Below are 20,668 nucleotides of genomic sequence, written 5' to 3'. Positions count from 1 at the left end.
GCATGGACGCAGGCGAGGGGCGCGAGCACGACTGCATGGATGCAGGAGGTAGAGCAACGCAGGAGCAGTTGCCGAGGAGCGGAAGCTTCGCCTGCAAGCGCAAGCAAAGCTTGCACTCCCGTTGAAGATTTATAGCACGGCTACCGAAGGAAGAAGCAAAATGCCGAAACACAAAACTCCATTAATGTCCGCCACCTGTGGCCGGCTTCAATTCCGGTTCGCAATCAAAGGCTGGCTGCTGGCAGGGTTGCTGCCGCTGACGATAAGCGTCGGATGCAGCGATAAGGACAGACAAACGCAAGCGGTTTCCCGCCCGGTCAAAGTATTTCGAGTCGGAGAACCGGCCGCCTCTGGCACTAAGCATTTCGCCGGGGAAATCAGGGCGAGAATCGAGACGCCGTTATCCTTTCGGGTGGCCGGTAAACTGCTGGAGCGGAAAGTAGACGTTGGCGACCAGGTGCGCAAAGGCCAGCTTTTGGCGATATTGGACGGCAACGATTACCGCCTTGCCGCTCAAAGCCTTAAGGCCCAACTGGCTTCCGCACAGGCCGACAGCAATTTCCTGCACGACGATCTGGCGAGATACCGCGAGCTGCTGACACAGCAAGTCATCAGTCCGCCGGAGTTCGAGCGGCATGAGACCGCTTATACCACGGCGCGGGAGCGGACGGCGGCGCTGGAGGCGCAATTGGCCCAAGCGCTTAACCAACTGACTTACACCGAGCTGCATGCCGACCGCGACGGCGTCGTTACGGCGTTGGAAGTCGAGGCAGGGCAGGTGCTGGCTGCCGGCCAGACTGTGGTTACTCTGGCCCAGCTCGACGAAAAGGAAATCCATTTCGACGTACCCGAGCATCGCCTGCCGGAAATCCAGCGCCAACAAGCCGTTAGCGTGTCTTTATGGTCCGACGACGAACGGCTACTCAAGGCAAAAATTCGCGAGATCGCCTCGGCAGCCGATCCGGCCAGCCGCACCTATCGTGTCAAGGCGACCTTGCTCGAAGGCATGGACGCCGCGCAATTAGGCATGACGGCGACCGTTCATATAGCAGCGAACACCGCTTCCCGCATCGCCATCCCGCTTTCCGCCGTCTATACCCTGCAAAACCAGCCCGATCATCCCTCGGTCTGGCTGGTTGACGAGCAGGCTGCCACGGTCAAATCCATGCCGGTTCGGTTGGGCGAAACGCTGGATGGCGAACGCATTGCCGTTGAGGGACTTGCCGCCGGCCAATTACTGGTCAGCGCCGGCGTTCAGCGCCTCGCCGAGGGGCAGGCTGTCCGCTTGCCGGAAGAACCGGGATTACCTAAGAATCGCGGCGGCGAGGGGCAGCCATGAAAGCATTTAATCTCAGCGAATGGGTCCTTAAACATCGCTCCTTTACCGGTTTTATGATCGCACTGGTAGTGCTTGGCGGCCTATTCGCTTATTACCGGCTGGGCCAGCAGGAAGATCCGCCGTTCACGTTCCGAATCATGGTCGTCAAAACCCTTTATCCCGGAGCCACCGCGCTGGAAGTGGAACGGCAGTTGACCGATAGGCTGGAAAAGAAAATCCAGGAGTTGCCTAACCTGGATTATCTGCGCAGTTACTCCAAACCCGGCGAATCGGTCATTTTCGTGACGCCGCGCGAAGATACACGGCCCAAGGACATTCCCGAGCTTTGGTATCAAGTGCGTAAAAAAGTCGACGATATCCGCATGACGTTGCCGCCCGGCAGCATCGGGCCGTTTTTCAACGACGAATTCGGCGATACCTATAGCCTGATCTACGCCTTTTCCGGCGAGGGCTTTAATTATGCCGATCTGAAATTGGCTGCCGATTCGGTTCGCCAACAGCTGTTGCGGGTCAAAGATGTCGAAAAGATCGACCTGATCGGCGTTCAGGACGAAAAGATTTTCGTCGGATTTTCCGACAAGCAGCTGGCCGAACTGGGCCTGGATGCTTCGGCGGTTGCCCAAGCCTTGCAGGCGCAGAACGGCATGGCACCGGCTGGCACGGTATTTTCCGCGCAGCGCAATCTACCGATACGCCTGACCGGCTCTTTCGACTCGGTGGATAGTGTTGCCAATCTGGCGGTACGCATCGAAAATCGAACTTTCAAGGTCGGCGATTTTGCCAAGGTGACGCGCGGCTATGTCGATCCTGCGGAATTTAAGATGCGTTTCAACGGCAAGCAGGCGCTTGGTCTGGGTGTGACGATGAACAAGAAAGGCAATGTCATCGACCTGGAAAAAGCCTTGGACGAGACGCTGACCCGTGTCACAACTGAGTTGCCGATCGGTTTGGACGTGGAGCCGGTCGCCAATCAAGGGCAGGTGGTTAAAAATCAGATGGCGGAATTCGGCCGTACCTTCTTCGAAGCCCTGGCCACCGTGTTGGTGGTGAGCTTTTTGAGTCTGGGCTGGCGCACCGGGTCCGTGGTGGCGCTGACCGTGCCACTGGTGCTGGCTGCCACCTTGTGGGTCATGCTGCTGTGCGGCATTGATCTGCAACGGATTTCATTGGGCGCTTTGATTCTGGCGCTGGGCCTGCTGGTGGACGATGCGATGATTGCCGTCGAGATGATGGCCCGCAAGCTGGAAGAAGGCTGGGACCGAATGCGCGCCGCGACGTATGCCTATCGTGCCACGGCCTTTCCGATGCTGACCGGCACTTTAATCACCATCGCCGGTTTCTTGCCGGTGGGTTTGGCCCAATCCTCGGCCGGTGAATATACCGTGGCGATTTTTCAGGTGGTGGGCATTTCGCTGATACTGTCGTGGATAGGCGCGGTGGTGTTCACCCCGTATTTAGGATTTTTGATACTCAAGGTGCATACCAATGCCGATGGCCCGGTCCACGACCTGTTCGACACGCCGTTCTACACCCGCTTGCGCCGTTGGGTGGATGCCTGCGTGGCGCACCGCAAGAAAGTCATTATCGCCACGCTGGCGTTGTTCGGTCTCGGTGTGGTGGCTTTAGCCCATGTCCCCGAACAGTTCTTCCCACTATCCAACCGGCCGGAAGTCATCGTCGACCTGTGGCTACCGGAGGGAAGTTCCTTCGAACAAACCGAAGCCGCCGCCAGCCGCATGGAGGCTTTACTGGCTAAGGACGAGGACGTGGAACATGTTGCCAGCTATATCGGCAACGGCACGCCGAGGTTTTTCATGTTGATCGTGCAGCAACTGGCGAATACCAATCTGGCCGAATTGGTGGTGATGACTAAGGATAATAGGGCGCGCGAACGGGTGATGCAGCACGTCCGGCAGATTCTTGCGACGGATTTCCCGAATGTCCGCGGCCGGGTGAAGCGCCTGAATGTCGGGCCACCGATGGATTATCCGTTGGTATTCAGGGTGCTCGGCGAAAACCCCAACATCGTGCGCGGCATTGCCGACCGGGTAGCCGAGGTTGTACGCGACCATCCCGGCACTGTGGATGTCAACGACGACTGGCATGACCGCATGCCTTCGTTCCGCCTGGCTTTGGATCAGGACAAGGCACGCGCCCTCGGCGTTTCGACGGCCAGCTTGTCGCAAGCCTTGCAGGCGCATTACACCGGCATCCCGGTCGGGCAATTGCGCGAGCAGGATAAATTGATCGACATCGTTTGGCGGGCCAGTCCCGAATTGCGCACCGCCGCCGACGAACTGCCGGACGTCGCGGTTCGCACGGCTAATGGCAAGTCGGTATCGCTATCGCAGTTCGTCAAGTTCGAAACCGTGTTCGAGGACGGCGTGCGTTGGCGGCGCAACCGCTTCCCGTCCATCTCGGTACGTGCCGACGTGGCCGACGGCAAGATGGCCCCGGACGTGGCGGCGGAAATCATCCCTAAACTTAAACCGATTCAGGATAGCCTGCCGGCCGGCTATTTTCTGGAAACCGGCGGCTCCAAGGAAGACGCGGTGACCGCGCAAAAATCTATCCTGGTCTGGATTCCGCTGGTGCTGATCGTCACGCTGATCTTGTTGATGATGCAGTTGCAGAATTTGTCCAGGACTTTCATGGTGTTCAGCACCGCGCCGCTGGGCGTGATCGGCGCAGCCTTCGCCTTGCTGTTGTTCGGAGCGCCGTTCGGTTTCGTGGCCTTGCTCGGCATCCTGGCGCTGGCCGGCATGATCATGCGCAACTCGGTGATTCTGGTGGATCAGATCGATCAGGACGAACAGTCGGGACTCGACACCTGGTCGGCCATCGTCGAATCGACGGTGCGGCGTTTCCGGCCGATCATGCTGACTGCGGCGGCAGCCATCTTGGCGATGATCCCGTTGTCGCACAACGATTTCTTCGGTCCGCAGGCCATCGCCATCATGGGCGGGCTGACGGTGGCGACCGCGTTGACGGTGTTCTTCCTGCCGGCGCTGTATGCGGCGTGGTTCAGGGTGGAGCGTGGGCAGTCGTATGCCGAATCGGCCCCAGCCGGTTTGCTGCTGGATGATGCCGCACTCACTGACCCTAGAGTCTAATTTGGAGTCTAATAATGAATAGCCGATATTTAACACCACTAACTATTATGTCCTTGGCTTGGCTAAGCGCCTGTACGCCGACCCGTGTCAGTAATCAGGTGTCGATCGATAGCCCGGCGCAATGGCAACATGCGGCCAACGCCCAAAGCGCCGAAACGGCGGACCTGAAGACTTGGTGGCAAGGATTCAACGATCCCTTGCTGAACGAGTTGATAGACAAAGCCTTGGCCGCCAACCACGACCTCAAGATCGCCACTGCTCGCGTCCGCGAAGCCAACGCGATGGTGACCGGTGCCGAAGCGGCGTTGTATCCCAGCCTCGATTTCTCACTCTCCGGCGGCCGGGAAAAACGCATAGACCGTATAGTCGGCGTACCGAGCGGGCAAGGCATCAAATTGATTACGCCCACTGCCGATGCCGTTAGCGGCGGATTGGCGGCACGCTGGGAAATCGACTTGTTCGGAGGCCGGCATTTGGAAGCGGAAGCCGCCGCCGCGCAAGCCGAAGGCAGTCAAGAAGGCTTGCATGCGGCGCAAGTCGGCCTGCTAGCTCAGGTGGCGACAAACTATCTGGAGCTGCGCGGCGTGCAGCAACGTACCGGCATTTTGCAAAGAAATATCGAGTTGCAACGCGAACGATTGAGGACTTTGCAGGTATTTCTTAAAGCCGGACTGGCTAACGAGGCGGATATGGTCCGTCAGCAAACGCTGTTGCAGAGCACGGAAGCGACACTACCGGTACTGACCAACGCCAAGCAAAATCTGATCCATCGTTTGGGCGTGTTGCTGGGAGAGCCGCCGGAAAACCTAGAAAACCGACTGGCTGGCGTCGGCCCGTTGCCGAAGGCAACGCCTACTATGCCAAACCTGTTGCCGTCCGATTTACTGGTGCAACGTCCCGATTTGCGTCTGGCGCAATCCGAAGTCAGTGCGGCGGCGGCCAGCCTGGGTTCTGCGCGGGCCGATCTATATCCAAAGCTGGTAGTGTCGGCCAGTGGTGGTGTCGGCGCGCTGGCGGTCGGCGGTTTTCCGAGTCTAGCTGAGAGCGTTTACGCGCTAGGCTCAGGGCTTTCGGCGCCGATATTCAACGCCGGACGCATCCGCGCCCATATTGCCGCAGCCGATGCGCGGCTGGATCAGGTCGCTGCCAATTACGAGCTTACCTTTTTGCTAGCCCTGGAGGACGTGGAAAACGCCTTCGTCGCGCATCGTTCCGCCAGGGATCGATTCAGCCAATTGACTGAAGCGGAAGGGTCGGCGGAAAAAGCTTACCGGCTGGTCGACGCGATGTATCAACGTGGTGCAGGCGATTATTTGGTCGTTCTGGATGCGCAGCGCAGCAAACTGGCCGTCAGCGACGAACGTGCAAAAGCCGAAACCGCAGTCAGCGTGGCGATGGTGTCGCTTTACCGGGCTTTCGGTGGCGGTTGGACAATTCATAGTGGTATCGATAAAGCCTCGATACGGTAATCAACGGTGGATAAGATCGCACGGCAAGCACTTGGAAAAGCGATGAACGCCATCATTATACTTCGCATAATACACACAGGCTTATGTAGAAAAGCCCTGGTGGAAAATGAGATCCCGCCAGGGCTTTTTTGCATAGGGCGCATTATGCGAGGTCTATTTTGTTTATGCTTAACCGCTTATATCAAGATATTTTTTGAATTCCATTTTTGCCCCGTTGATTTGTTCCCTGAACCATTCAGAGTTAATTTTTATTATCTTAGGGATTCTATCGTCTTTGTATTGTTCATCTATTTTTTCGCTGTGCTTCGTGCTCATAAGTTCCAGTCCGTGACGAGAAATTGTAGAGATATATTGTGAAATTTCCGAACCAAACAGAAACTCTGCTTCATGAGTGGCTGAATCAAAATTTCTTATTTCATCACTGGTTGGGCTGCCGTTTTGGTTAACAAGTTCGATAAATTTTCGAACTTCTTCATACACTTTGATTCGTCGATCATAACAATCAAGATTGAATTTCTTTTTAGTTGTTTTCCATTGTTGATACGCAACATATAAAATTACTGCACTTAAAAATGTCAAAAATCCCAAGTTGTATTCCATTATTTTTTCCTTTCAATTAAGAACGATTCACAACAAATGCAAGGACAGGGGTAAGTAGTACTGTCCTTTTGTCTCAAAAATGAGACTTTTTATTTTATTTTTTTTAACTCTTCCGTTGTTAAGTCTTCCAAACCTCTTTTTATTAAGAAGTGCAAGACATCCCCTTCTTTAATCGGCTTTTGAGTCGCTATTACTGCTTTTACTGTTAAATCTTGGATTTTTTTCCAAGTTTTTTCATCAATATGTTTTGTTGGCATTTTTAAACCTCCTTCTATTTATCATAATCTGTTTTTCTAATTTCTTGACATCTCATTTCTAAGTTTGTTATAAATGCACACATTCTAAAAACTTAGATTCTAATATTTGTCGTATGTTTTTAAAAAAAGGCCGCGAGTCCACATACTATAACCAGTGGACTCTTGTCTCATGGTGAGACAACCCAAGCATTTTTATGATCGATAAGCTCGTTTTGCGCTGCGACTTTTTGCGGGTTCGAGGCGGCCTCGGTGATGATCGTTGGCCGGATTTTCAACTGGCCGCGTTGGGTATTCCGCTCGAGCAGTCCATCGATGCCGAAGGGCAGGTTTACAACACTCGGCATCCCTGGGAGTCCATCCCCAGCAGCTATGAAGGTATGGCCTTTAAAGTCTTCGATCACCGTTTTGATCCGTTAGATAAGTTTTATATTGAGATCAAGGCCAGTCCGGCTAAGTTGATGCAAGGTCACAATGTGTATGGCTCTTCTGATTTTTACGACTGCTGTATGCACCTTATGTCTTTGCTTTGCATGACATATCCATCTCTGGCTGATCAATTGGATCACGAGTCTTGGGCATTAGCACAGATCGACATTACTTATTCCAGCCGAGCTAAGGATAGCCAAGAGGCGAGGGCATTCATCAACGCTCTGGGCAATGTCTCGTTCGGTCAGACCAAGAGCCGTACCGGCTATGACGGTACTGCTTACTTCGGTAAGAAGAATAGCCGGTTAAAGAAGATCAAGGTGTATTCCAAAGGCCCCGAAGTCCTGGAGACGATCAAAGGCAATGCCCGCCGTGTTGACGGCGAACTCTTAAACGCAATCTATACGCCTGACCTTCTGCAATTTGCTGATGGCCTAGTCCGCTGGGAAGTGTCCTTGTATCACCGCTACTTTGAACGCTTGGGCATTCCGATCCTGTTAAAACAGATTTTTTTTACTAACGCTTTATCGCCACAGCAACTGATGAATTACTGGCTGTTAGCCACATCAGATTTATTTAATGCACTGAGAGGGCAGACCATGAAAGTGATTAACGACGATGATATTAAAGACGCCTTAAGGGCTAAGTTTTCCAAGACTGGCAAAACCGGCAAAGTGTCGACTGCTGCACCTGATGCGGCTTTTAGGACTTATCGGGATATTCGCCGTGATGGCTGGTCTATTACGATGGAATCTATGACTCGGCCGACTTTTTATCGTCACATCAAAATGCTGACCGAATGTGGCCTTTCTCGTGCCGCTTTGCAGAACATGAATGGCTTAGACGATGGTTCCAAGATCATCCCTTTTGTCCGCTTTATCCAGGTCGATTTTGCAGCTCAATTTCCTGATGGCTACGTGCAACCGGCCCCTAAACACATCTACATTCCAAACCCGCTACGTCTTGTAGCTTAATTTCACTTTCAGAGGAATCACCATGGCTTATTTCCATTTATTAATTAAAGACATCGTCGAGGATGAATTCGAAGGCAAACCCCGCATTCGGGCCGAGGTCGTCGAAGTCAAACCACGCGAGTACAAAATGAACCTGTCCAAGGCGGATGCGACCATTATCAACCAGTTGAAAGGTTTAGTGGGTTGTACCGCGATGGTTCCGGCCCGTGACGGCATGATGAACGGCCAAGCTTTCTTGGCACTTCAACCAGGTGAAATTATCCCCTTGGTCGGCGCTCAACCGATTTCGTCTGTTAACCCATTTAAAGAACTTGATCCGGCTAGCGATAAGTCACGGCCTCTTGGTGCGTCTACTGCCTCTAAAAACTCATAAGACTGGGGCTTAAACAATGAGCGGAACTACTCAACGTGTTTTGGTTTGTGTGGATAGTGTTTCGGTCCCTACCTCCGCTTGGATACTTGAAGCTTGCCCTCCTTATTTCAACAACGGGGTTACTCAATATCAAACTACTTCTGTTGTTTCAGCTTACATGCTCGATTCGTCTATGGCCGCTTCAATCGAAGCTTCTTTAGGCCCATTTGATTATGTTTACGCTGCTGGTCTTTGGTCGTTGTCATTTACCTTTGTTGTCGCTTTGTTTTTGGTTGCCCGATCATCGGGAATCGTCATTAATTTTATTCGGGGTCGCACCTGATTAAAGAGCGTCCCGGCGTTTTCCGGGTTTTTTTGTAAGGATGTTTTACCATGTTGAAAATCTTTTTTGTTTTACTTTTCTCTTTCGTTTTTGGTTCAAGTGCGTTTGCTGCTGGCCCTGATATGACTGGCTTAACCACTTCTGTTGATTTCGGCACCGTAACAACCGCTGTTCTTGCTATCGCTGGCATGTTGGCCGTTGTTTATGTTGCCGTAAAAGGCGCATCAATTGGTTTGGCAATGCTTCGTAGTAAATAATTTACTGCGGATCGGAAGGGGAGTGTCCTTATTCGGCGCTCCCCTTTTTTTTGATTTTAAAAAAGTGAGGTTGTTCATTTTTTTGGTGGTTTTATGACGATTAATGATCTTTGGTATTTGTTTGTTTTCGTTTGGGGCTTGGTGTCGGCCTGGGCGGTTGTTGAGGGTTTAAAGTAAAGGGGTGGTGATATGCGGCGTTTTTTGGTTGTTTTTTTGGTTATTTCTTTGCTTGTGAGTGGTTATGTTTGTGCTTCTGCTGCGACCGCCGCTGCTCGTGTTTCTGTGGGTGTTGCGGGTGTTATTGAAAAGCAACTTGTTCGGCGCGGGTTTGCTGCTAATGATCCGCTTTTTCAAGCTACTTTAGATGCTGTGGGTGTTGCTGCTAATGATGCCGTTTTTAATGCTGCTGGAACTGTTGGGATGGCGGCGGCTGGTGTTGCTGGTTTTCCTGCTTGGGCTACTGTTGCGGTTGGCCTTGGTATTGGAGCATTGACTTTTGGGGCTTATAAATTATTGACTGATCCTGTTACGGTAACTGATCCCGTTACCGGTGTTGTTTCTAAAAAGTTTGTTATTGGTACGTCAACCCAGAGTGTTGCCGATCTTAAGGCCGCTGCTTTGGCTGTTGCGCCCCCTCCGGCCTCTTCGACGACTTCTTTTCAGTATCCTGCGGCAACTGTTGTTTTTCCTAAAGTCCAGGCGATGACAATGCCGATGTGTTCTTATTATTCACAGTGCGCTTCTCTTCCGAGTTCTGCTAATTATCCTTATTTAGGAAATTCGGATGGTTATGGAGCTATTCCGTTTACAACGATTGGCGATTTTGTGACTTATGTTAATTATAATATTTCACAATCTTTAAGCGGTGCTGTTGCTGATCCTGGCAATCCTAATGTTCCTGCTGCTATCGGTCATGTTGTTTGGATTACTGCGCCGTCTGTTTCTTCTGCTGATCCTCATCCTTTTGGGTCTTATGGCGGCATGTATGCTCAAGCGAATTTGGTTATGGATTGGGCTTGGTCTGGTAATTATGATTCAGCTGGGTATAAAACTTATATTGCGCGTACTGACGGTTATTTTTCGACATATTGGGCGCAGGCTAATCCTAATCAGGCATACGTTAAACCTCCTGAGTCTGGTTCTTTCGATCATTTAATGGCTACTCTTACGGCTGCTCAAGCATCCGCTCCTTTGAGTAATGGAAGTTTGGCCGACGTAGCCGATGCTGTTTATCAAAAAGCCGCTGCCGATCCTGCTAATGCCGGTAAGATTTTTCCGTATTCGTTAACTGATCCTGTTACAGCTTCTGATGTTTCGACGTGGTCAACTTTGAATCCAACTAGCGTTCCTACTATGACTGATGCAATGTCGCCAATTGGTTCAACTGTTACTATTCCTAATCCCTATGCTCCTGCGGCTCCTGCTGTTTCGACTTCAACGCCACCGGTTTTAGATTTGGGGCCTGATCCTGCTATTCCTGCACCTGGTCTTGAATCCACTCCTACGGCTTCACAGATTCTTTCTCCTATTTTGGGTTTGATGCCTGATCTTAAGTCTTTTGTTGTTCCGTCTCATACGGCGACTTGTCCACGGCCTACGGCTTCGGTTTGGGGCAAGACACTCACTTTATCCGGTCACTGTGATTTGCTTGATGCTCCTGCTGTCCGCGATACGCTTTATGCTGTGATGGCTTTGGTTTGGACAATGGTAGGTCTTTTCATTGTTTTAAAGGCTTAAGGGGGGCTTTATGTTTGGGATTTTAACGTCTGCTTTTAACGTTGCACTCGGCTTTGTTTTTCGGTCGATCATCGTTAAGTTTGTGTTGTTTTTTGGTCTTTTCTTCATTACTACAGAGTTCATTCAAGTTTTGGTTAGTTCTGGCTTACTTCCTACTGCGTCGTCTTTAAATGGTGTTTTTGGTGGCATTCCTGCGGGGGTTTGGTATTTTCTCGATCTTTTTAATTTCTCAATGGGATTTTCAACGGGTTTAGCTGCTTTTGTCGCTCGGTTCATTATTAGGCGCATTCCGGTGATTGGATAGGGGGGAGGTTTCGATGCCAATTAATGTTTACACCGGTCTTATGCGTTCTGGCAAAAGTTATGAGGTTGTTTCAGAAGTGATCGTTGAGGCTATTGCCTTGGGTCGTCGCGTTGTTACTAATGTTGACGGAATTTCTAATGATCTTGTTCGTGAATATGTCTCAGAAAAGAGAAAAATTGATATTGATGAGCTTGGCCACGTTTTTCACGTTGTTAATGAGGATGTTTTTAAGGCTGATTTTTTTCCTTATTTTGATGACCATAGGGGCGAACATACGGACACTATAGTTCAACCAGGGGATTTAGTTTGTATCGATGAAGCGTGGCGTTTTTGGGGTTCTGGCAGCAAGATTTTAAATAATCACAAATCTTTCTTTCTTGAGCACGGCCATTTCACTCATCCAGATACTGGTATTGCTTGCGATTTGGTAATGATGATTCAGGATATGGGAACGCTGCACCGGTCGATAAAAGCGGTTGTTGCTTTCTCTTTTCGCACACATAAGAAAGTTTCCCTGGGCATGGGTAACACTTACAGCGTGACCATGTGGGAAGGCTCCAAAATGGTCAAGGGTTCGTTAATTGGTTCTTGGGTTCGTCGTTACGATAAAAAGGTTTTTCCGCTGTATAGCAGTTTCAAGGGTGGCGCTGATGGCAAGATGGTCAACGTCGATAGCCGTCAAAACATATTCAATAATCCTAAGCTATGGCTTGGGATCGTGGCGCTTTTTGTGGTTGGTTTTTTTTCGCTTCGTACTATCTGGGGGTTTTTCCATCCAACGCCCGTTGCCGTTGTTGCCGATACTAAAACATCGGATGCCAAAGGCTTAAACGGCAAGGGTTCCGCTTCTGCCGCTGTTCCTGGTACAACTCAATATGCTGCGGTCAATCCGGCGCCGGTTCCTGCCGCTCCTGCTTTTTCTGAATCCTGGCGTTATGTCGGACAACTAAAGCTGCCGAATACGACCTATTCGGTTGTTATGGGTTCCTCTGGCCATGTTCGCTTTGAGTCACCTTCTGTTTTTCATAATTCCGGCCTTGCTTCGGTTGGGGATGTGGACGGCAGTAAGGTAACGTCTTTTTCTGGTTCTTCCGTAGGGTTAAAAAAATGAAAGTCTTTATTTTCGTGATGGCTTTTTTTTTGGCTTTCTCTGTTTATGGTGCTGAACACAAAAAGGCGATCCCAGGCGGCGGCGTTTCGTTTGAGCTTGATTCTGTACCAGTATCTGAGATTGTGCGCGTGATATTTACCGAAGTCGTGAAAACTCAATACGTTCTCGATCCGGCGATAATAGCCGATACTCGCCCCGCCTCTTTCCGTTGGAATTCTGAAACGGGTAGCGTTCGGCCTTTTCTCCTGGCTTTTTTGGATTTGATGGGCTACCAGATTAAAACGGTGTCTGGCGTTGATCTGATAAGCACTAAACAGGAAGTTAAAGAAGTAGAGAAGCCGGAAGTCGAGAAAGAAACGTTTGTCTATCATCCTCGTTTTCGTGATGGCTCGTATTTGGCTGATTTACTTTCTCCATTGCTTAAGGGTTCATTTACCGCTTCACGAGCCGTACACGCCCCGGAATCATCAAAACAAGATAACAGCATGGTTCCACCTGGTTCCGCTGCCGCAATGGTTGATAGAAAATCGGATACGCTTGTTTTCTCCGGCACCGATAAGGAAATTGAAAAACTGAAAAAATTGCTGGTTGAGGTCGATACGTCAAGCGGTGAGGTGCTGGTACGTGGTTTGCTTTACGAGGTTAACACGGGCAATCAACAAGGCACCGGTATACAGCTGGCCGCTTCGCTTCTTTCCGGCGCTCTGATGACCGGCTTTGGCGGTCCTATCGCTCCCGTTGTATCTACAGCTATGAATAGCTATTTGCATTACAAGGGTTCCCCTGTGGCCGGTGTCTCAGTCGATGCCGTCATGCAGGCACTTTCGACCGACACACGCTTTAAGGTCGTTTCCTCGCCGTCATTGCGGGTTTTATCCGGCTCAACGGCTCATATCACCATAGGTCAGGATGTGCCAATTTTGGGCGCTTTATCGTTTCCCCAGGGGGCAGGGCAGGCGGTTCAATCTGTCCAGTATCGTTCCGCTGGCGTGTTGTTCGATTTAACTCCGTCTGTTCGTGAATCGGTGATCGATCTTAAAATCAATCAACAAGTCTCTAGTTTTGTGCAAACAAATACCGGCGTTAATAACTCGCCGACACTGACAAAACGGGAAATATCGACGAATGTTTCAACGAATACTGGTGATGTCATCATATTGGGCGGCTTGAACGAAACCAAGTCAACCGAGACAGATGCCGGTTTTTCCTTTATCCCCGATTGGTTTTTTTCTCATACTGAAGATAAGAGCGAGTCTGAAATTATTTTGATCTTGCAAATAACAAAGGTTTAAGGGGTATCCAATTCCACACCCCGAAACTTCGCCCGGAGTGCGCAAGCGCGAGGACGAGGTTTTGGGGTGTGGAGTTATGCTAAGCATTTTTCTGAGAAATTTGGTCATGACCAAATAATAGTTTTCGCGCCCGCGAAAAATTCTTTTCTAATTTTAGCCGCTAAAATTTGAGTTTATCGGCAGACTTGAAGCCCATTTCTTGTTGAAAAATTTGGTCATGACCAAATAATCATTTTCGCGCCCGCGAAAATTTTTGCCTATACACAAAATTACGGTAATTATCGTATGTAGACAGGCGTTAGCCGTCTCGGCGTAAGCAACTGGCGCTTGCGTCATTTAACTTGTCCAATAGTGGCGCTTCGCGCCCATGCTGCGCGTGGGTAATGGCTCAATTCGACACCTTCACAACATCACACAATGCTATCAATCGGCTGCGCCATTCCACACCCTATACAGCCGCTTTAAAGATTGCCAACGCGCAATAGTCGGCAGCGAAGCAGCCAGCGTTCAGGTATTCAAACCAAGTTTGTCGGCGACTTTTGTCGACAAAATTTTTTCGCAGGCAAAGACTTTTGTCGACAAAAATACCCAACAAGACTTCGCATAATGTGCGCGCAGCTGATGACTAAAGTTATCCGCGCTGAAGCTGTCTTGCGCTCACGCTGAAATTGTCTTGCTTGCACCCTTAAAAAACGTCATAAGCATTTGATATTAAAGTTAGATACGCTGTTTTTAGCGTCCCAAGTAACAGTTAAAGACTTCGCATAATGTATAACATGTTGATTATTGTTAATATTGTCGAAGTCGGCCGATTCAACTTCATTTCCCGTTAGAATACAGGCAATTGCAACGCTTGCTGCTATGCCTGATAGCTTGGAAATATTTTCCCATGTCTTTTTAACTTCGCCTTCGCTTCTGGCGATTGTCGCCGCTATAACAACTTCGTTTCTATCGATTCCCAATAGGTCGGCCATTTTTATTGCTGTTTCGTCGCTCATTTTTCCGCGTGATCTAATCATTGAAATAGAGGATTTTTCAATATTTAGTAGTTTTGCGCTTCTGTAGTCGCTTCCAGTTTTTGCTTTTAAATCATCAAGATATTCAAGTACTGTTTTCATTGTGTAATCCTCTAGTAAGTTTCATGTGAACTATAGTCTTGACACGCTTATAAAACAACGGTTATCCTTTTTTGAACGGTTCAAATCAATTGAACGTTTTCAAACCATAGAGGCAAGCCTATGAAACCAACCCAAACCCCAACAGCGCGTGAATCGATCACGTTTACTTTAACATCCGAAGAGCAAGATATGCTGCTTCGTAGTTTAGAAGACACTAAGTTTTATTTAAACGGTCATTACGCACTTTACAACAAGCTTCATTTTCTTTTTACGAACATCGGGGACGCTTGCCGCTATTCTGCTCATATCCCCGAGGCTCCGGGGCAGGATGGCACTACTCAAATTGATGTTTCATCGCATCCTTTTTATTGTGTTTGTGATGTTTGCAGAACTTATTTAGATTTTTATGATGAGGCTGATAAAGGGCAGGGTGGCAACCATGCGTAACTTAGCTTTTTTTCTTGCATCTTTTTTTCTAACGGTTGCTTTTGTTTTGTGGGTAAATCTCTAATGGAAAATCTAAAGCCTTCCGATTACAACCAGTTCTGCATTACCGTTTATTCAGCCTCCGCTACGCTGATGGAATTGGATCAATATCTTGAGATTTACGATGAGATACTTCGGTTGTTGTTTTGGAATCCGATTGTAGATACTCAAATCGCTATTGAGCAAAATCCAAATCCATCTGGCGTTGTCTTGAAAGGTGGTTTTCATGGATAAGTTTTACGGTTTGCCGTCTCGCCTCAAAAATAAAATTCTTCCACCTAAGAAGTTGAAACCTATTGATGAGGCTCGCAAGCTTGCGCTTGAGGCCTCTATCTTCCCAGTGCATTTAAAAACAGCTGAAAGCGCCAAGCGGACTGCGACGAGGTACGAGGAGCAGGTAGCGCAGGACGGCGGATGCCCCCCTATTACTAACAGGGGGGGAAAGTCAGGCGGTCAAACGTTACCCTCGTTTGAGTCCTTGGAATTTCTTGAAATAGTTCCTTTGGGTGCCCGTGGCAAATATCAGCTTGTTGCAACGCCTCGTCCTGATAAGTCTCGATCAGTTCGTCATAGTTTCATCGATTGGGTCAATTTCACGTTTAAGGTCGATCAGATGCCTTTGTATCTTGACACGCATTTACCCGTCACATTTGATTTTGACTATGTTGTCTCGTTATCCGCCGTTCTTTTTGATGTGTTTGGTTATGGCGTTACCGGTCAGCGCGAGTCCGGCATGAATTTTTATAAGTCGTCATTTAATCTCGGTCATAACGGCTGGGGTCTTGTCTGTATCGGTGGTCAAAACGGTTCTTGTTCTGTCACTGTAAAAGGGCAGGGGTTGCTTGCTGCCAAGCCCGGTTGGGAGCAACGGTTATATGACCTGTTAAAGACTATTCCCGGCTCGAAGCTTACCCGCGTTGACTTAGCCAATGACAATTTTAATTCCAAGGTGTCAATGGATGATTACCTTGCTATGTACAAGGCTGATTTGTTTACTTCTCGCGGTCGTCCGCCCAATGTTGAACAGCTTGGCAACTGGATAACCCCGAACGGCAAGGGGCGAACCCTTTACATCGGCAACCGTAAAAGCGGTAAGTTGCTGCGTATCTATGAAAAGGGTTTGCAGTTAGCCAATGGTTTTCACGAAAAGTTCCCGAATTGGCTACGCGTCGAGCTTGAATTAAAAAATCAAGATCGCGTTATTCCGTTTGATGTCTTGCTTCGTCCTGGACAATACCTTGCCGGTGCTTATCCCGCCCTTGTCAACATGCACAAGGTGCAGGAAACCATTAAAACAGCCAAAAAGACGGTGCAAAGCACCTTTGAAAAATCATTGGCCACCGTAAGGCATCAATATGGTAAGCATATCTGGACTCACGTTCAAATTCTCGGCGTAGAAAAAGCGTTAGAGGCTTTGACTACTGGCAAGGAAGAGTTGCCCAAGCTCCTTAAGTTTGATACGCATGCTCAATTCGATGAGCTGTCTTATCTTCACACTCAGCACTTTTTACCCACTCCACTAAAGGAAATGCTCTTATGAAAATGAATGTTTGCGGTTGGTCTCATAAAAAAGGTGACTTTGACGGTCGGTCTTATGACTATGTTGTTATTTATTGTATCTCCAGAATGGAGCAAAAAGACATTCAGCGCGGTGCCGCCGGTATTGATATGCGCGGCGATTCCTCGCTTGTTGAAAAGCTCCGAAAAATTGAATTTACCGGAATTATTCAGTGTGAGGTTGAAACTGAGGCCCGCGCTACCGGCAAAGGTCAATTCGTTGAAACCGTTGTCAATATTGTTCCTTCTTTATCCTCTAAGGCTGCGTAGTGGCTCAATGTTTTGAATTATTGGTTTCACCGGTAAGTGTCCCGACTTCATTTTTGGGTAATACCGTTTATCCAGTAATAACCGATGTTGCTAATTGCATGACCGTTTCAGCTCAGAACCCTTATGGGGCTACGGTGGCGGGTCATTTTATTGGTTTGACATCAACAGAATATCAAACGCTCTTTCAAGGTGATTCGTTTGATTGGCAAGCCGTGTATGACGCATTCGGCATGTCTTTACTCATGTTCGCCACCGGTTTGGGTGTCGGGCTTCTTTATAACATTGTTCGTAAATTTAGGATTTAAACATGAAAATATTTCAGAAAACAAAACGTGTTTTGATTGTCATTGGCTCAACTGCTGCCGCTACCGCTATTTCGATTTCAACCGCTTCTGCGACTTTGGTTTCGGACGCTACTGCCGCAGTCACTGCGGCCGGTGCTGATGGTTTGACCGTTGGCGGCGGCGTTGTTGCGGCTGTCGCTGGTCTTGCTGTTGTCGGCGTGGTTATCGCAATCGTTCGTAAAATCTAACAATGTCTCTGTATATCGCTTATTTAATTGGGACGGCGTGGTGTTTATGTTTTGTTGCCGGTTTTCGATGTACAGCTATTTGATTTTTTGGCGGCCTTTATTGGTCGCCATTTTATTTTTTTGTTTTGGCGTTTCTTATGCAGATACTTACTCGGCTACCTTAAAATATTATGATCATTTGGGGAATCATCTTTCATATCCTGATGAGTCTTGTACGGACCATTCTGATTCGACTTATTCATATTATTTAGATTCTTCAGATATTTTATTGTTGAAATGTATGCGTTTGCATAATACGCTGGGTATTCTCTCTGTTGCATATACTTATGGCGGTCTTTATTCGTGTCCTTACGGGGGTACTGTTTCCGGTTCAAATTGTATTAACGTGATTGCGTGTGTGGCTCCTCAAATGCGTAATCCCATCACAGGGCAATGTCAGATACCTGCTGATTGCTCGGAGCTTGGTTATACGTTAAACCCTAATACGAACACTTGTATTAAGGTAACCTGTCCTGATGGTCAAATGTATTTGTCTTCTCCCTCTAATCCTGTCGGTGGATGTTATCCTTTGCCTGCTGCTTGTCCTGTAGGCGGTTTGATTTGTTCAACTGTTGAGCAATATTGTGGTAACGAGAATGGTTCAATTGCCGTCACTCCCGTCTGTCCGTTGCCTCCGACATGCCCTACTGGCTCTCATTTAGCGCCTGACAGTAAGACTTGCGCTAAGGATATTCAATTAGCTTGTCCAGTTGGTCAGCACGCTTCACTAGATAATGCTAGTTGTATTGCTGATGATCCTAAAGCCTGCCCGCCTGGTACGCGTCCAGGCACTATAAACGGCGTTACTACGTGTCAGCAAAGCGGTTCAATTGATGCGCCAGACGGTGTAATACCGGTAAAAAACACCGCAACGGCTACAACAACTAATGGCGTTCAGACGACCACGGCAATAACTGTCGCCAATCCTGATGGCTCTACAACAACGCAATCTACGACTACGCAAGCGCCTAGTGAAACTAAAATGACTTTTGATACTACGGGGCTCGCTCAAGATTCGTCTTTAAAGACAATTAATGATTCCATCAACAAGCCGTCGAGCAAAACCGCCTTTTCTAGCAATGCGCCCGGAGCTGCTCCTGCAGATACTATGCTGGCGCAGATTGACGGAAAAAAATTAGAGCTTCAAGCTTTGATGACCAATATAAAAGGTCAATTTAATGGAATGACGCCAACATTTTCAGGTGGATCTGGTATTTCTTGTGGTAGTGGTATTCATATTTCTTCGTTGAATATTAATATAAATTTTTGTCCTGATGAACAGTTGGCGCAGTATCTGCCATTGATTGGTAATGCCATTTATTTTTTGGCGGCTTTTGCTGCGTTGGTTATTCTGTTGGCATAAATTATGATTGATTTATTAAACTATCTCTTTGATTCAGTTTATACCTTTTTCACCTTTACTTATCGTTTTTTGACTGATGGGCTTTATACCTTTGCAACGTGGGCTTTTACTCAGTTTGTTGAGGCTTCAACATTGGCCTATTTGAATTTTATGCTTTGGGTTTTGCCTTTTGTTTGGGGTGTGGCTAAAAATATTATTAATGATTTGGGTATTACGTCTTTGTTATCTAGTGCGTGGTCATCTATTGACTCAAAAGCGTTGGCTTATTTGACGGTTTTACGCTTGCCCGATTCTTTGAATCTTATTATTTCTGCGTACTTTACTAAATTTGTTTTGAAGTTTATTCCATTTACATGAGTACTTTATGAGCATAAAAATACATCATGGTTCACCGGGTTCTTTCAAGACATCGGGCGCAGTTATGGACGACTTTATTGTCGCAGCCAAAGCGGGCAGGGTGGTAATTACAAATGTTCGTGGACTTAATGATCGTCGAAAAGTTATCGATACCATCAGCAAATTGCGCAAGTTCCCTAAATTTTGGAAATTTCATGCTGTTCCTGACAGCTTTGATATTATTTGGATTGATACCGAAACCCTCGAAGGTCGTCAAAAATTGGCTTCATTTTTTCATTGGGCGCCACACGGCGCTTTTTTGCTGGTTGATGAGGCGCAAACGGTTTGGCCGTTGGCTTGGAAAGAGTCGGACCTTAAGCGGCTGGATTATCCTGGCGGTTATGATGCGGCTGTTATAGATAATCGCCCGCAAAATTTCCTGATTGCCTTTGAGAAGCACAGGCATTATGGTTGGGATATGGTGTTAACGACACCCAATATAGACAAAATCAGAAAAGATATAAGGGGCTGTTCTGAGGGTGCTTATAAACATAAAAACCAAGCTTTGATCGGCTTTAAAGGCATTTATCTTGAGGCGTTCCATTTGGCGGATGATAACGGTAGTTCCTCGTCTCAATTTCTATCTATTCGTAACCGTAGGATAAAAAAACATGTCTGGCAACTCTACGCAAGCACGGCAACCGGCACTCATTCCGACACCATCGCGGGCACTCCGATATGGGCGAACCCTCGTGTATTATTTTTTCTGGTCTTGCTTGCCAGCCTTTATACTTTTCTTGCGTTCCGTCACGCTCCGGCTATTATCTCTGGCAAAACCGCTGCTTCGTCCGATAAGGTGGATAGTCCAAAAACTTCTGGCTCGCCTGCTACTGCTGCTGCTAACAATGTGGGTGGTGTCGCAGCTCCTGCGGTTGATCCTGTAAACAATTCGCCGTTTTCTGCTTACAAATGGCGGCTCGCCGGGGTGACGGTAAAACTTGAAACTTCCGCTTTTCTTGATAAGCATCGTATTTCCCAATATTTTTATATTAAAAACGATGACGAAGAAATTTTCATTAATACTACGGGCCTAAATGGTTACGGCTACAATGTCCAGTACATCGATCAATGTCACGTCGAAGTGACCTATAAAGATCAAAAGCCTTTCCCTGTTTTTTGCAAAAGTGAAAAGAAGCTAAATGCCACGCCGCTTTTAAACGCCAAGCTATAGAGCTATAGGATTTATAGTAACGCGTTACAAAAAAACACTTGGTCTTTTGCTCCGGTCATTCAGTCCGTTTGAATTCTGCGGCGTTTGGTCTTTCTGTTACTAGCCAGGCTTTTATTTACCTGGCCAAGTAACAGAACTGACGTTACTATGTCCGCATATTTC

Annotated in this window: 23 protein-coding genes; 20 read left to right on the top strand and 3 right to left on the bottom strand. The window is 48.1% G+C overall.

Annotation, left to right across the window (positions count from 1 at the left end; translation table 11 throughout):
• Window positions 1-160 precede the first annotated feature (160 nt).
• The 3 genes from B0F88_RS07350 to B0F88_RS07340 are packed head-to-tail and all read left to right on the top strand — an operon-like array spanning window position 161 to window position 5,921.
• Window positions 161-1,339, top strand: a complete 1,179-nt coding sequence (locus B0F88_RS07350; protein ID WP_258076589.1) for an efflux RND transporter periplasmic adaptor subunit — start codon at window positions 161-163, stop codon at window positions 1,337-1,339.
• Window positions 1,336-4,452: an efflux RND transporter permease subunit gene (locus tag B0F88_RS07345; protein WP_104423301.1), complete on the top strand. Its 3,117-nt coding sequence runs from the start codon at window positions 1,336-1,338 to the stop codon at window positions 4,450-4,452. Before B0F88_RS07350 ends, B0F88_RS07345 begins: the two co-directional genes overlap by 4 nt.
• Before the next feature lie 14 nt (window positions 4,453-4,466).
• Window positions 4,467-5,921 carry an efflux transporter outer membrane subunit gene (locus B0F88_RS07340; RefSeq protein WP_104423300.1) on the top strand — a complete coding sequence of 485 codons (1,455 nt, stop codon included), beginning with the start codon at window positions 4,467-4,469 and terminating at the stop codon, window positions 5,919-5,921.
• Between the two features lie 168 nt (window positions 5,922-6,089).
• On the opposite strand, the gene B0F88_RS07335 is transcribed toward B0F88_RS07340, so the two are convergent.
• Together B0F88_RS07335 and B0F88_RS19325 are read right to left on the bottom strand one after the other, a co-directional pair.
• Complete coding sequence (locus tag B0F88_RS07335) at window positions 6,090-6,521, bottom strand: hypothetical protein (protein ID WP_104423299.1); 432 nt, start codon at window positions 6,519-6,521, stop codon at window positions 6,090-6,092.
• Between the two features lie 89 nt (window positions 6,522-6,610).
• On the bottom strand, window positions 6,611-6,778 hold the full coding sequence (locus B0F88_RS19325; RefSeq protein WP_181049856.1) for a hypothetical protein: 168 nt from the start codon (window positions 6,776-6,778) through the stop codon (window positions 6,611-6,613).
• Window positions 6,779-6,972: 194 nt separating this feature from the next.
• Between B0F88_RS19325 and B0F88_RS07330 the strand changes: the two genes are divergently transcribed.
• The 8 genes from B0F88_RS07330 to B0F88_RS07300 all read left to right on the top strand — a co-directional run bounded on the left by B0F88_RS07330 (window position 6,973) and on the right by B0F88_RS07300 (window position 13,574).
• Complete coding sequence (locus B0F88_RS07330) at window positions 6,973-8,178, top strand: phage/plasmid replication protein, II/X family (protein WP_104423298.1); 1,206 nt, start codon at window positions 6,973-6,975, stop codon at window positions 8,176-8,178.
• A 22-nt stretch (window positions 8,179-8,200) separates the two neighbouring features.
• On the top strand, window positions 8,201-8,551 hold the full coding sequence (locus B0F88_RS07325; RefSeq protein ID WP_104423297.1) for a hypothetical protein: 351 nt from the start codon (window positions 8,201-8,203) through the stop codon (window positions 8,549-8,551).
• A 16-nt stretch (window positions 8,552-8,567) separates the two neighbouring features.
• On the top strand, window positions 8,568-8,873 hold the full coding sequence (locus B0F88_RS19185; protein ID WP_146083329.1) for a hypothetical protein: 306 nt from the start codon (window positions 8,568-8,570) through the stop codon (window positions 8,871-8,873).
• A gap of 50 nt (window positions 8,874-8,923) precedes the next feature.
• Complete coding sequence (locus tag B0F88_RS07320) at window positions 8,924-9,130, top strand: hypothetical protein (protein WP_104423296.1); 207 nt, start codon at window positions 8,924-8,926, stop codon at window positions 9,128-9,130.
• A gap of 189 nt (window positions 9,131-9,319) precedes the next feature.
• Complete coding sequence (locus B0F88_RS19180) at window positions 9,320-10,867, top strand: hypothetical protein (protein ID WP_146083328.1); 1,548 nt, start codon at window positions 9,320-9,322, stop codon at window positions 10,865-10,867.
• 10 nt (window positions 10,868-10,877) lie between these two features.
• Window positions 10,878-11,171 carry a DUF2523 family protein gene (locus B0F88_RS07310; RefSeq protein ID WP_104423294.1) on the top strand — a complete coding sequence of 98 codons (294 nt, stop codon included), beginning with the start codon at window positions 10,878-10,880 and terminating at the stop codon, window positions 11,169-11,171.
• A 13-nt stretch (window positions 11,172-11,184) separates the two neighbouring features.
• Window positions 11,185-12,282 (top strand): zonular occludens toxin domain-containing protein, encoded by a 1,098-nt coding sequence (locus B0F88_RS07305; RefSeq protein ID WP_104423293.1) that lies wholly within the window; start codon window positions 11,185-11,187, stop codon window positions 12,280-12,282.
• Window positions 12,279-13,574 (top strand): type II secretion system protein GspD, encoded by a 1,296-nt coding sequence (locus tag B0F88_RS07300; protein ID WP_104423292.1) that lies wholly within the window; start codon window positions 12,279-12,281, stop codon window positions 13,572-13,574. Before B0F88_RS07305 ends, B0F88_RS07300 begins: the two co-directional genes overlap by 4 nt.
• Window positions 13,575-14,269: 695 nt before the next feature.
• Here B0F88_RS07300 and B0F88_RS07285 read toward each other — a convergent pair.
• Window positions 14,270-14,692 (bottom strand): hypothetical protein, encoded by a 423-nt coding sequence (locus B0F88_RS07285; RefSeq protein WP_181049855.1) that lies wholly within the window; start codon window positions 14,690-14,692, stop codon window positions 14,270-14,272.
• A gap of 120 nt (window positions 14,693-14,812) precedes the next feature.
• Here B0F88_RS07285 and B0F88_RS07280 point away from each other — a divergent pair, with 120 nt between their 5' ends.
• The 9 genes from B0F88_RS07280 (at window position 14,813) to B0F88_RS07240 (ending at window position 20,506) form a co-directional block, all read left to right on the top strand.
• The gene (locus B0F88_RS07280; RefSeq protein ID WP_104423289.1) at window positions 14,813-15,139 is read left to right on the top strand and encodes a hypothetical protein; all 327 of its coding nucleotides are present in this window, start codon (window positions 14,813-14,815) and stop codon (window positions 15,137-15,139) included.
• Between the two features lie 63 nt (window positions 15,140-15,202).
• Window positions 15,203-15,412: a hypothetical protein gene (locus B0F88_RS07275; RefSeq protein ID WP_104423288.1), complete on the top strand. Its 210-nt coding sequence runs from the start codon at window positions 15,203-15,205 to the stop codon at window positions 15,410-15,412.
• On the top strand, window positions 15,405-16,718 hold the full coding sequence (locus tag B0F88_RS07270; protein WP_104423287.1) for a replication initiation factor domain-containing protein: 1,314 nt from the start codon (window positions 15,405-15,407) through the stop codon (window positions 16,716-16,718). The genes B0F88_RS07275 and B0F88_RS07270 overlap by 8 nt, the downstream gene beginning before the upstream one ends.
• Window positions 16,715-17,005, top strand: a complete 291-nt coding sequence (locus B0F88_RS07265; RefSeq protein WP_104423286.1) for a hypothetical protein — start codon at window positions 16,715-16,717, stop codon at window positions 17,003-17,005. The genes B0F88_RS07270 and B0F88_RS07265 overlap by 4 nt, the downstream gene beginning before the upstream one ends.
• A complete protein-coding gene (locus B0F88_RS07260) occupies window positions 17,005-17,310 on the top strand; it encodes a hypothetical protein (protein ID WP_146083327.1) in 306 nt (101 codons plus the stop codon). The genes B0F88_RS07265 and B0F88_RS07260 overlap by 1 nt, the downstream gene beginning before the upstream one ends.
• Window positions 17,311-17,312: 2 nt before the next feature.
• The gene (locus B0F88_RS07255) at window positions 17,313-17,537 is read left to right on the top strand and encodes a hypothetical protein (RefSeq protein WP_104423284.1); all 225 of its coding nucleotides are present in this window, start codon (window positions 17,313-17,315) and stop codon (window positions 17,535-17,537) included.
• A 67-nt stretch (window positions 17,538-17,604) separates the two neighbouring features.
• The gene (locus B0F88_RS19175) at window positions 17,605-18,939 is read left to right on the top strand and encodes a hypothetical protein (protein ID WP_146083326.1); all 1,335 of its coding nucleotides are present in this window, start codon (window positions 17,605-17,607) and stop codon (window positions 18,937-18,939) included.
• 3 nt (window positions 18,940-18,942) lie between these two features.
• Window positions 18,943-19,296 (top strand): DUF2523 family protein, encoded by a 354-nt coding sequence (locus tag B0F88_RS07245; protein ID WP_104423282.1) that lies wholly within the window; start codon window positions 18,943-18,945, stop codon window positions 19,294-19,296.
• A gap of 7 nt (window positions 19,297-19,303) precedes the next feature.
• On the top strand, window positions 19,304-20,506 hold the full coding sequence (locus tag B0F88_RS07240) for a zonular occludens toxin domain-containing protein (RefSeq protein ID WP_104423281.1): 1,203 nt from the start codon (window positions 19,304-19,306) through the stop codon (window positions 20,504-20,506).
• Window positions 20,507-20,668: the final 162 nt, after the last annotated feature.

The sequence above is a fragment of the Methylobacter tundripaludum genome (assembly GCF_002934365.1).
Classification (GTDB): domain Bacteria; phylum Pseudomonadota; class Gammaproteobacteria; order Methylococcales; family Methylomonadaceae; genus Methylobacter_A; species Methylobacter_A tundripaludum_A.
This window is presented reverse-complemented; position numbering and strand designations above follow the sequence as displayed.

Coding starts and splice junctions, on each gene's coding strand:
- B0F88_RS07350 (WP_258076589.1), top strand. CDS start 161: ATGCCGAAACACAAAACTCCATTAATGTCCGCCACCTGTGGCCGGCTT.
- B0F88_RS07345 (WP_104423301.1), top strand. CDS start 1,336: ATGAAAGCATTTAATCTCAGCGAATGGGTCCTTAAACATCGCTCCTTT.
- B0F88_RS07340 (WP_104423300.1), top strand. CDS start 4,467: ATGAATAGCCGATATTTAACACCACTAACTATTATGTCCTTGGCTTGG.
- B0F88_RS07335 (WP_104423299.1), bottom strand. CDS start 6,521: ATGGAATACAACTTGGGATTTTTGACATTTTTAAGTGCAGTAATTTTA.
- B0F88_RS19325 (WP_181049856.1), bottom strand. CDS start 6,778: ATGCCAACAAAACATATTGATGAAAAAACTTGGAAAAAAATCCAAGAT.
- B0F88_RS07330 (WP_104423298.1), top strand. CDS start 6,973: ATGATCGATAAGCTCGTTTTGCGCTGCGACTTTTTGCGGGTTCGAGGC.
- B0F88_RS07325 (WP_104423297.1), top strand. CDS start 8,201: ATGGCTTATTTCCATTTATTAATTAAAGACATCGTCGAGGATGAATTC.
- B0F88_RS19185 (WP_146083329.1), top strand. CDS start 8,568: ATGAGCGGAACTACTCAACGTGTTTTGGTTTGTGTGGATAGTGTTTCG.
- B0F88_RS07320 (WP_104423296.1), top strand. CDS start 8,924: ATGTTGAAAATCTTTTTTGTTTTACTTTTCTCTTTCGTTTTTGGTTCA.
- B0F88_RS19180 (WP_146083328.1), top strand. CDS start 9,320: ATGCGGCGTTTTTTGGTTGTTTTTTTGGTTATTTCTTTGCTTGTGAGT.
- B0F88_RS07310 (WP_104423294.1), top strand. CDS start 10,878: ATGTTTGGGATTTTAACGTCTGCTTTTAACGTTGCACTCGGCTTTGTT.
- B0F88_RS07305 (WP_104423293.1), top strand. CDS start 11,185: ATGCCAATTAATGTTTACACCGGTCTTATGCGTTCTGGCAAAAGTTAT.
- B0F88_RS07300 (WP_104423292.1), top strand. CDS start 12,279: ATGAAAGTCTTTATTTTCGTGATGGCTTTTTTTTTGGCTTTCTCTGTT.
- B0F88_RS07285 (WP_181049855.1), bottom strand. CDS start 14,692: ATGAAAACAGTACTTGAATATCTTGATGATTTAAAAGCAAAAACTGGA.
- B0F88_RS07280 (WP_104423289.1), top strand. CDS start 14,813: ATGAAACCAACCCAAACCCCAACAGCGCGTGAATCGATCACGTTTACT.
- B0F88_RS07275 (WP_104423288.1), top strand. CDS start 15,203: ATGGAAAATCTAAAGCCTTCCGATTACAACCAGTTCTGCATTACCGTT.
- B0F88_RS07270 (WP_104423287.1), top strand. CDS start 15,405: ATGGATAAGTTTTACGGTTTGCCGTCTCGCCTCAAAAATAAAATTCTT.
- B0F88_RS07265 (WP_104423286.1), top strand. CDS start 16,715: ATGAAAATGAATGTTTGCGGTTGGTCTCATAAAAAAGGTGACTTTGAC.
- B0F88_RS07255 (WP_104423284.1), top strand. CDS start 17,313: ATGAAAATATTTCAGAAAACAAAACGTGTTTTGATTGTCATTGGCTCA.
- B0F88_RS19175 (WP_146083326.1), top strand. CDS start 17,605: ATGTACAGCTATTTGATTTTTTGGCGGCCTTTATTGGTCGCCATTTTA.
- B0F88_RS07245 (WP_104423282.1), top strand. CDS start 18,943: ATGATTGATTTATTAAACTATCTCTTTGATTCAGTTTATACCTTTTTC.
- B0F88_RS07240 (WP_104423281.1), top strand. CDS start 19,304: ATGAGCATAAAAATACATCATGGTTCACCGGGTTCTTTCAAGACATCG.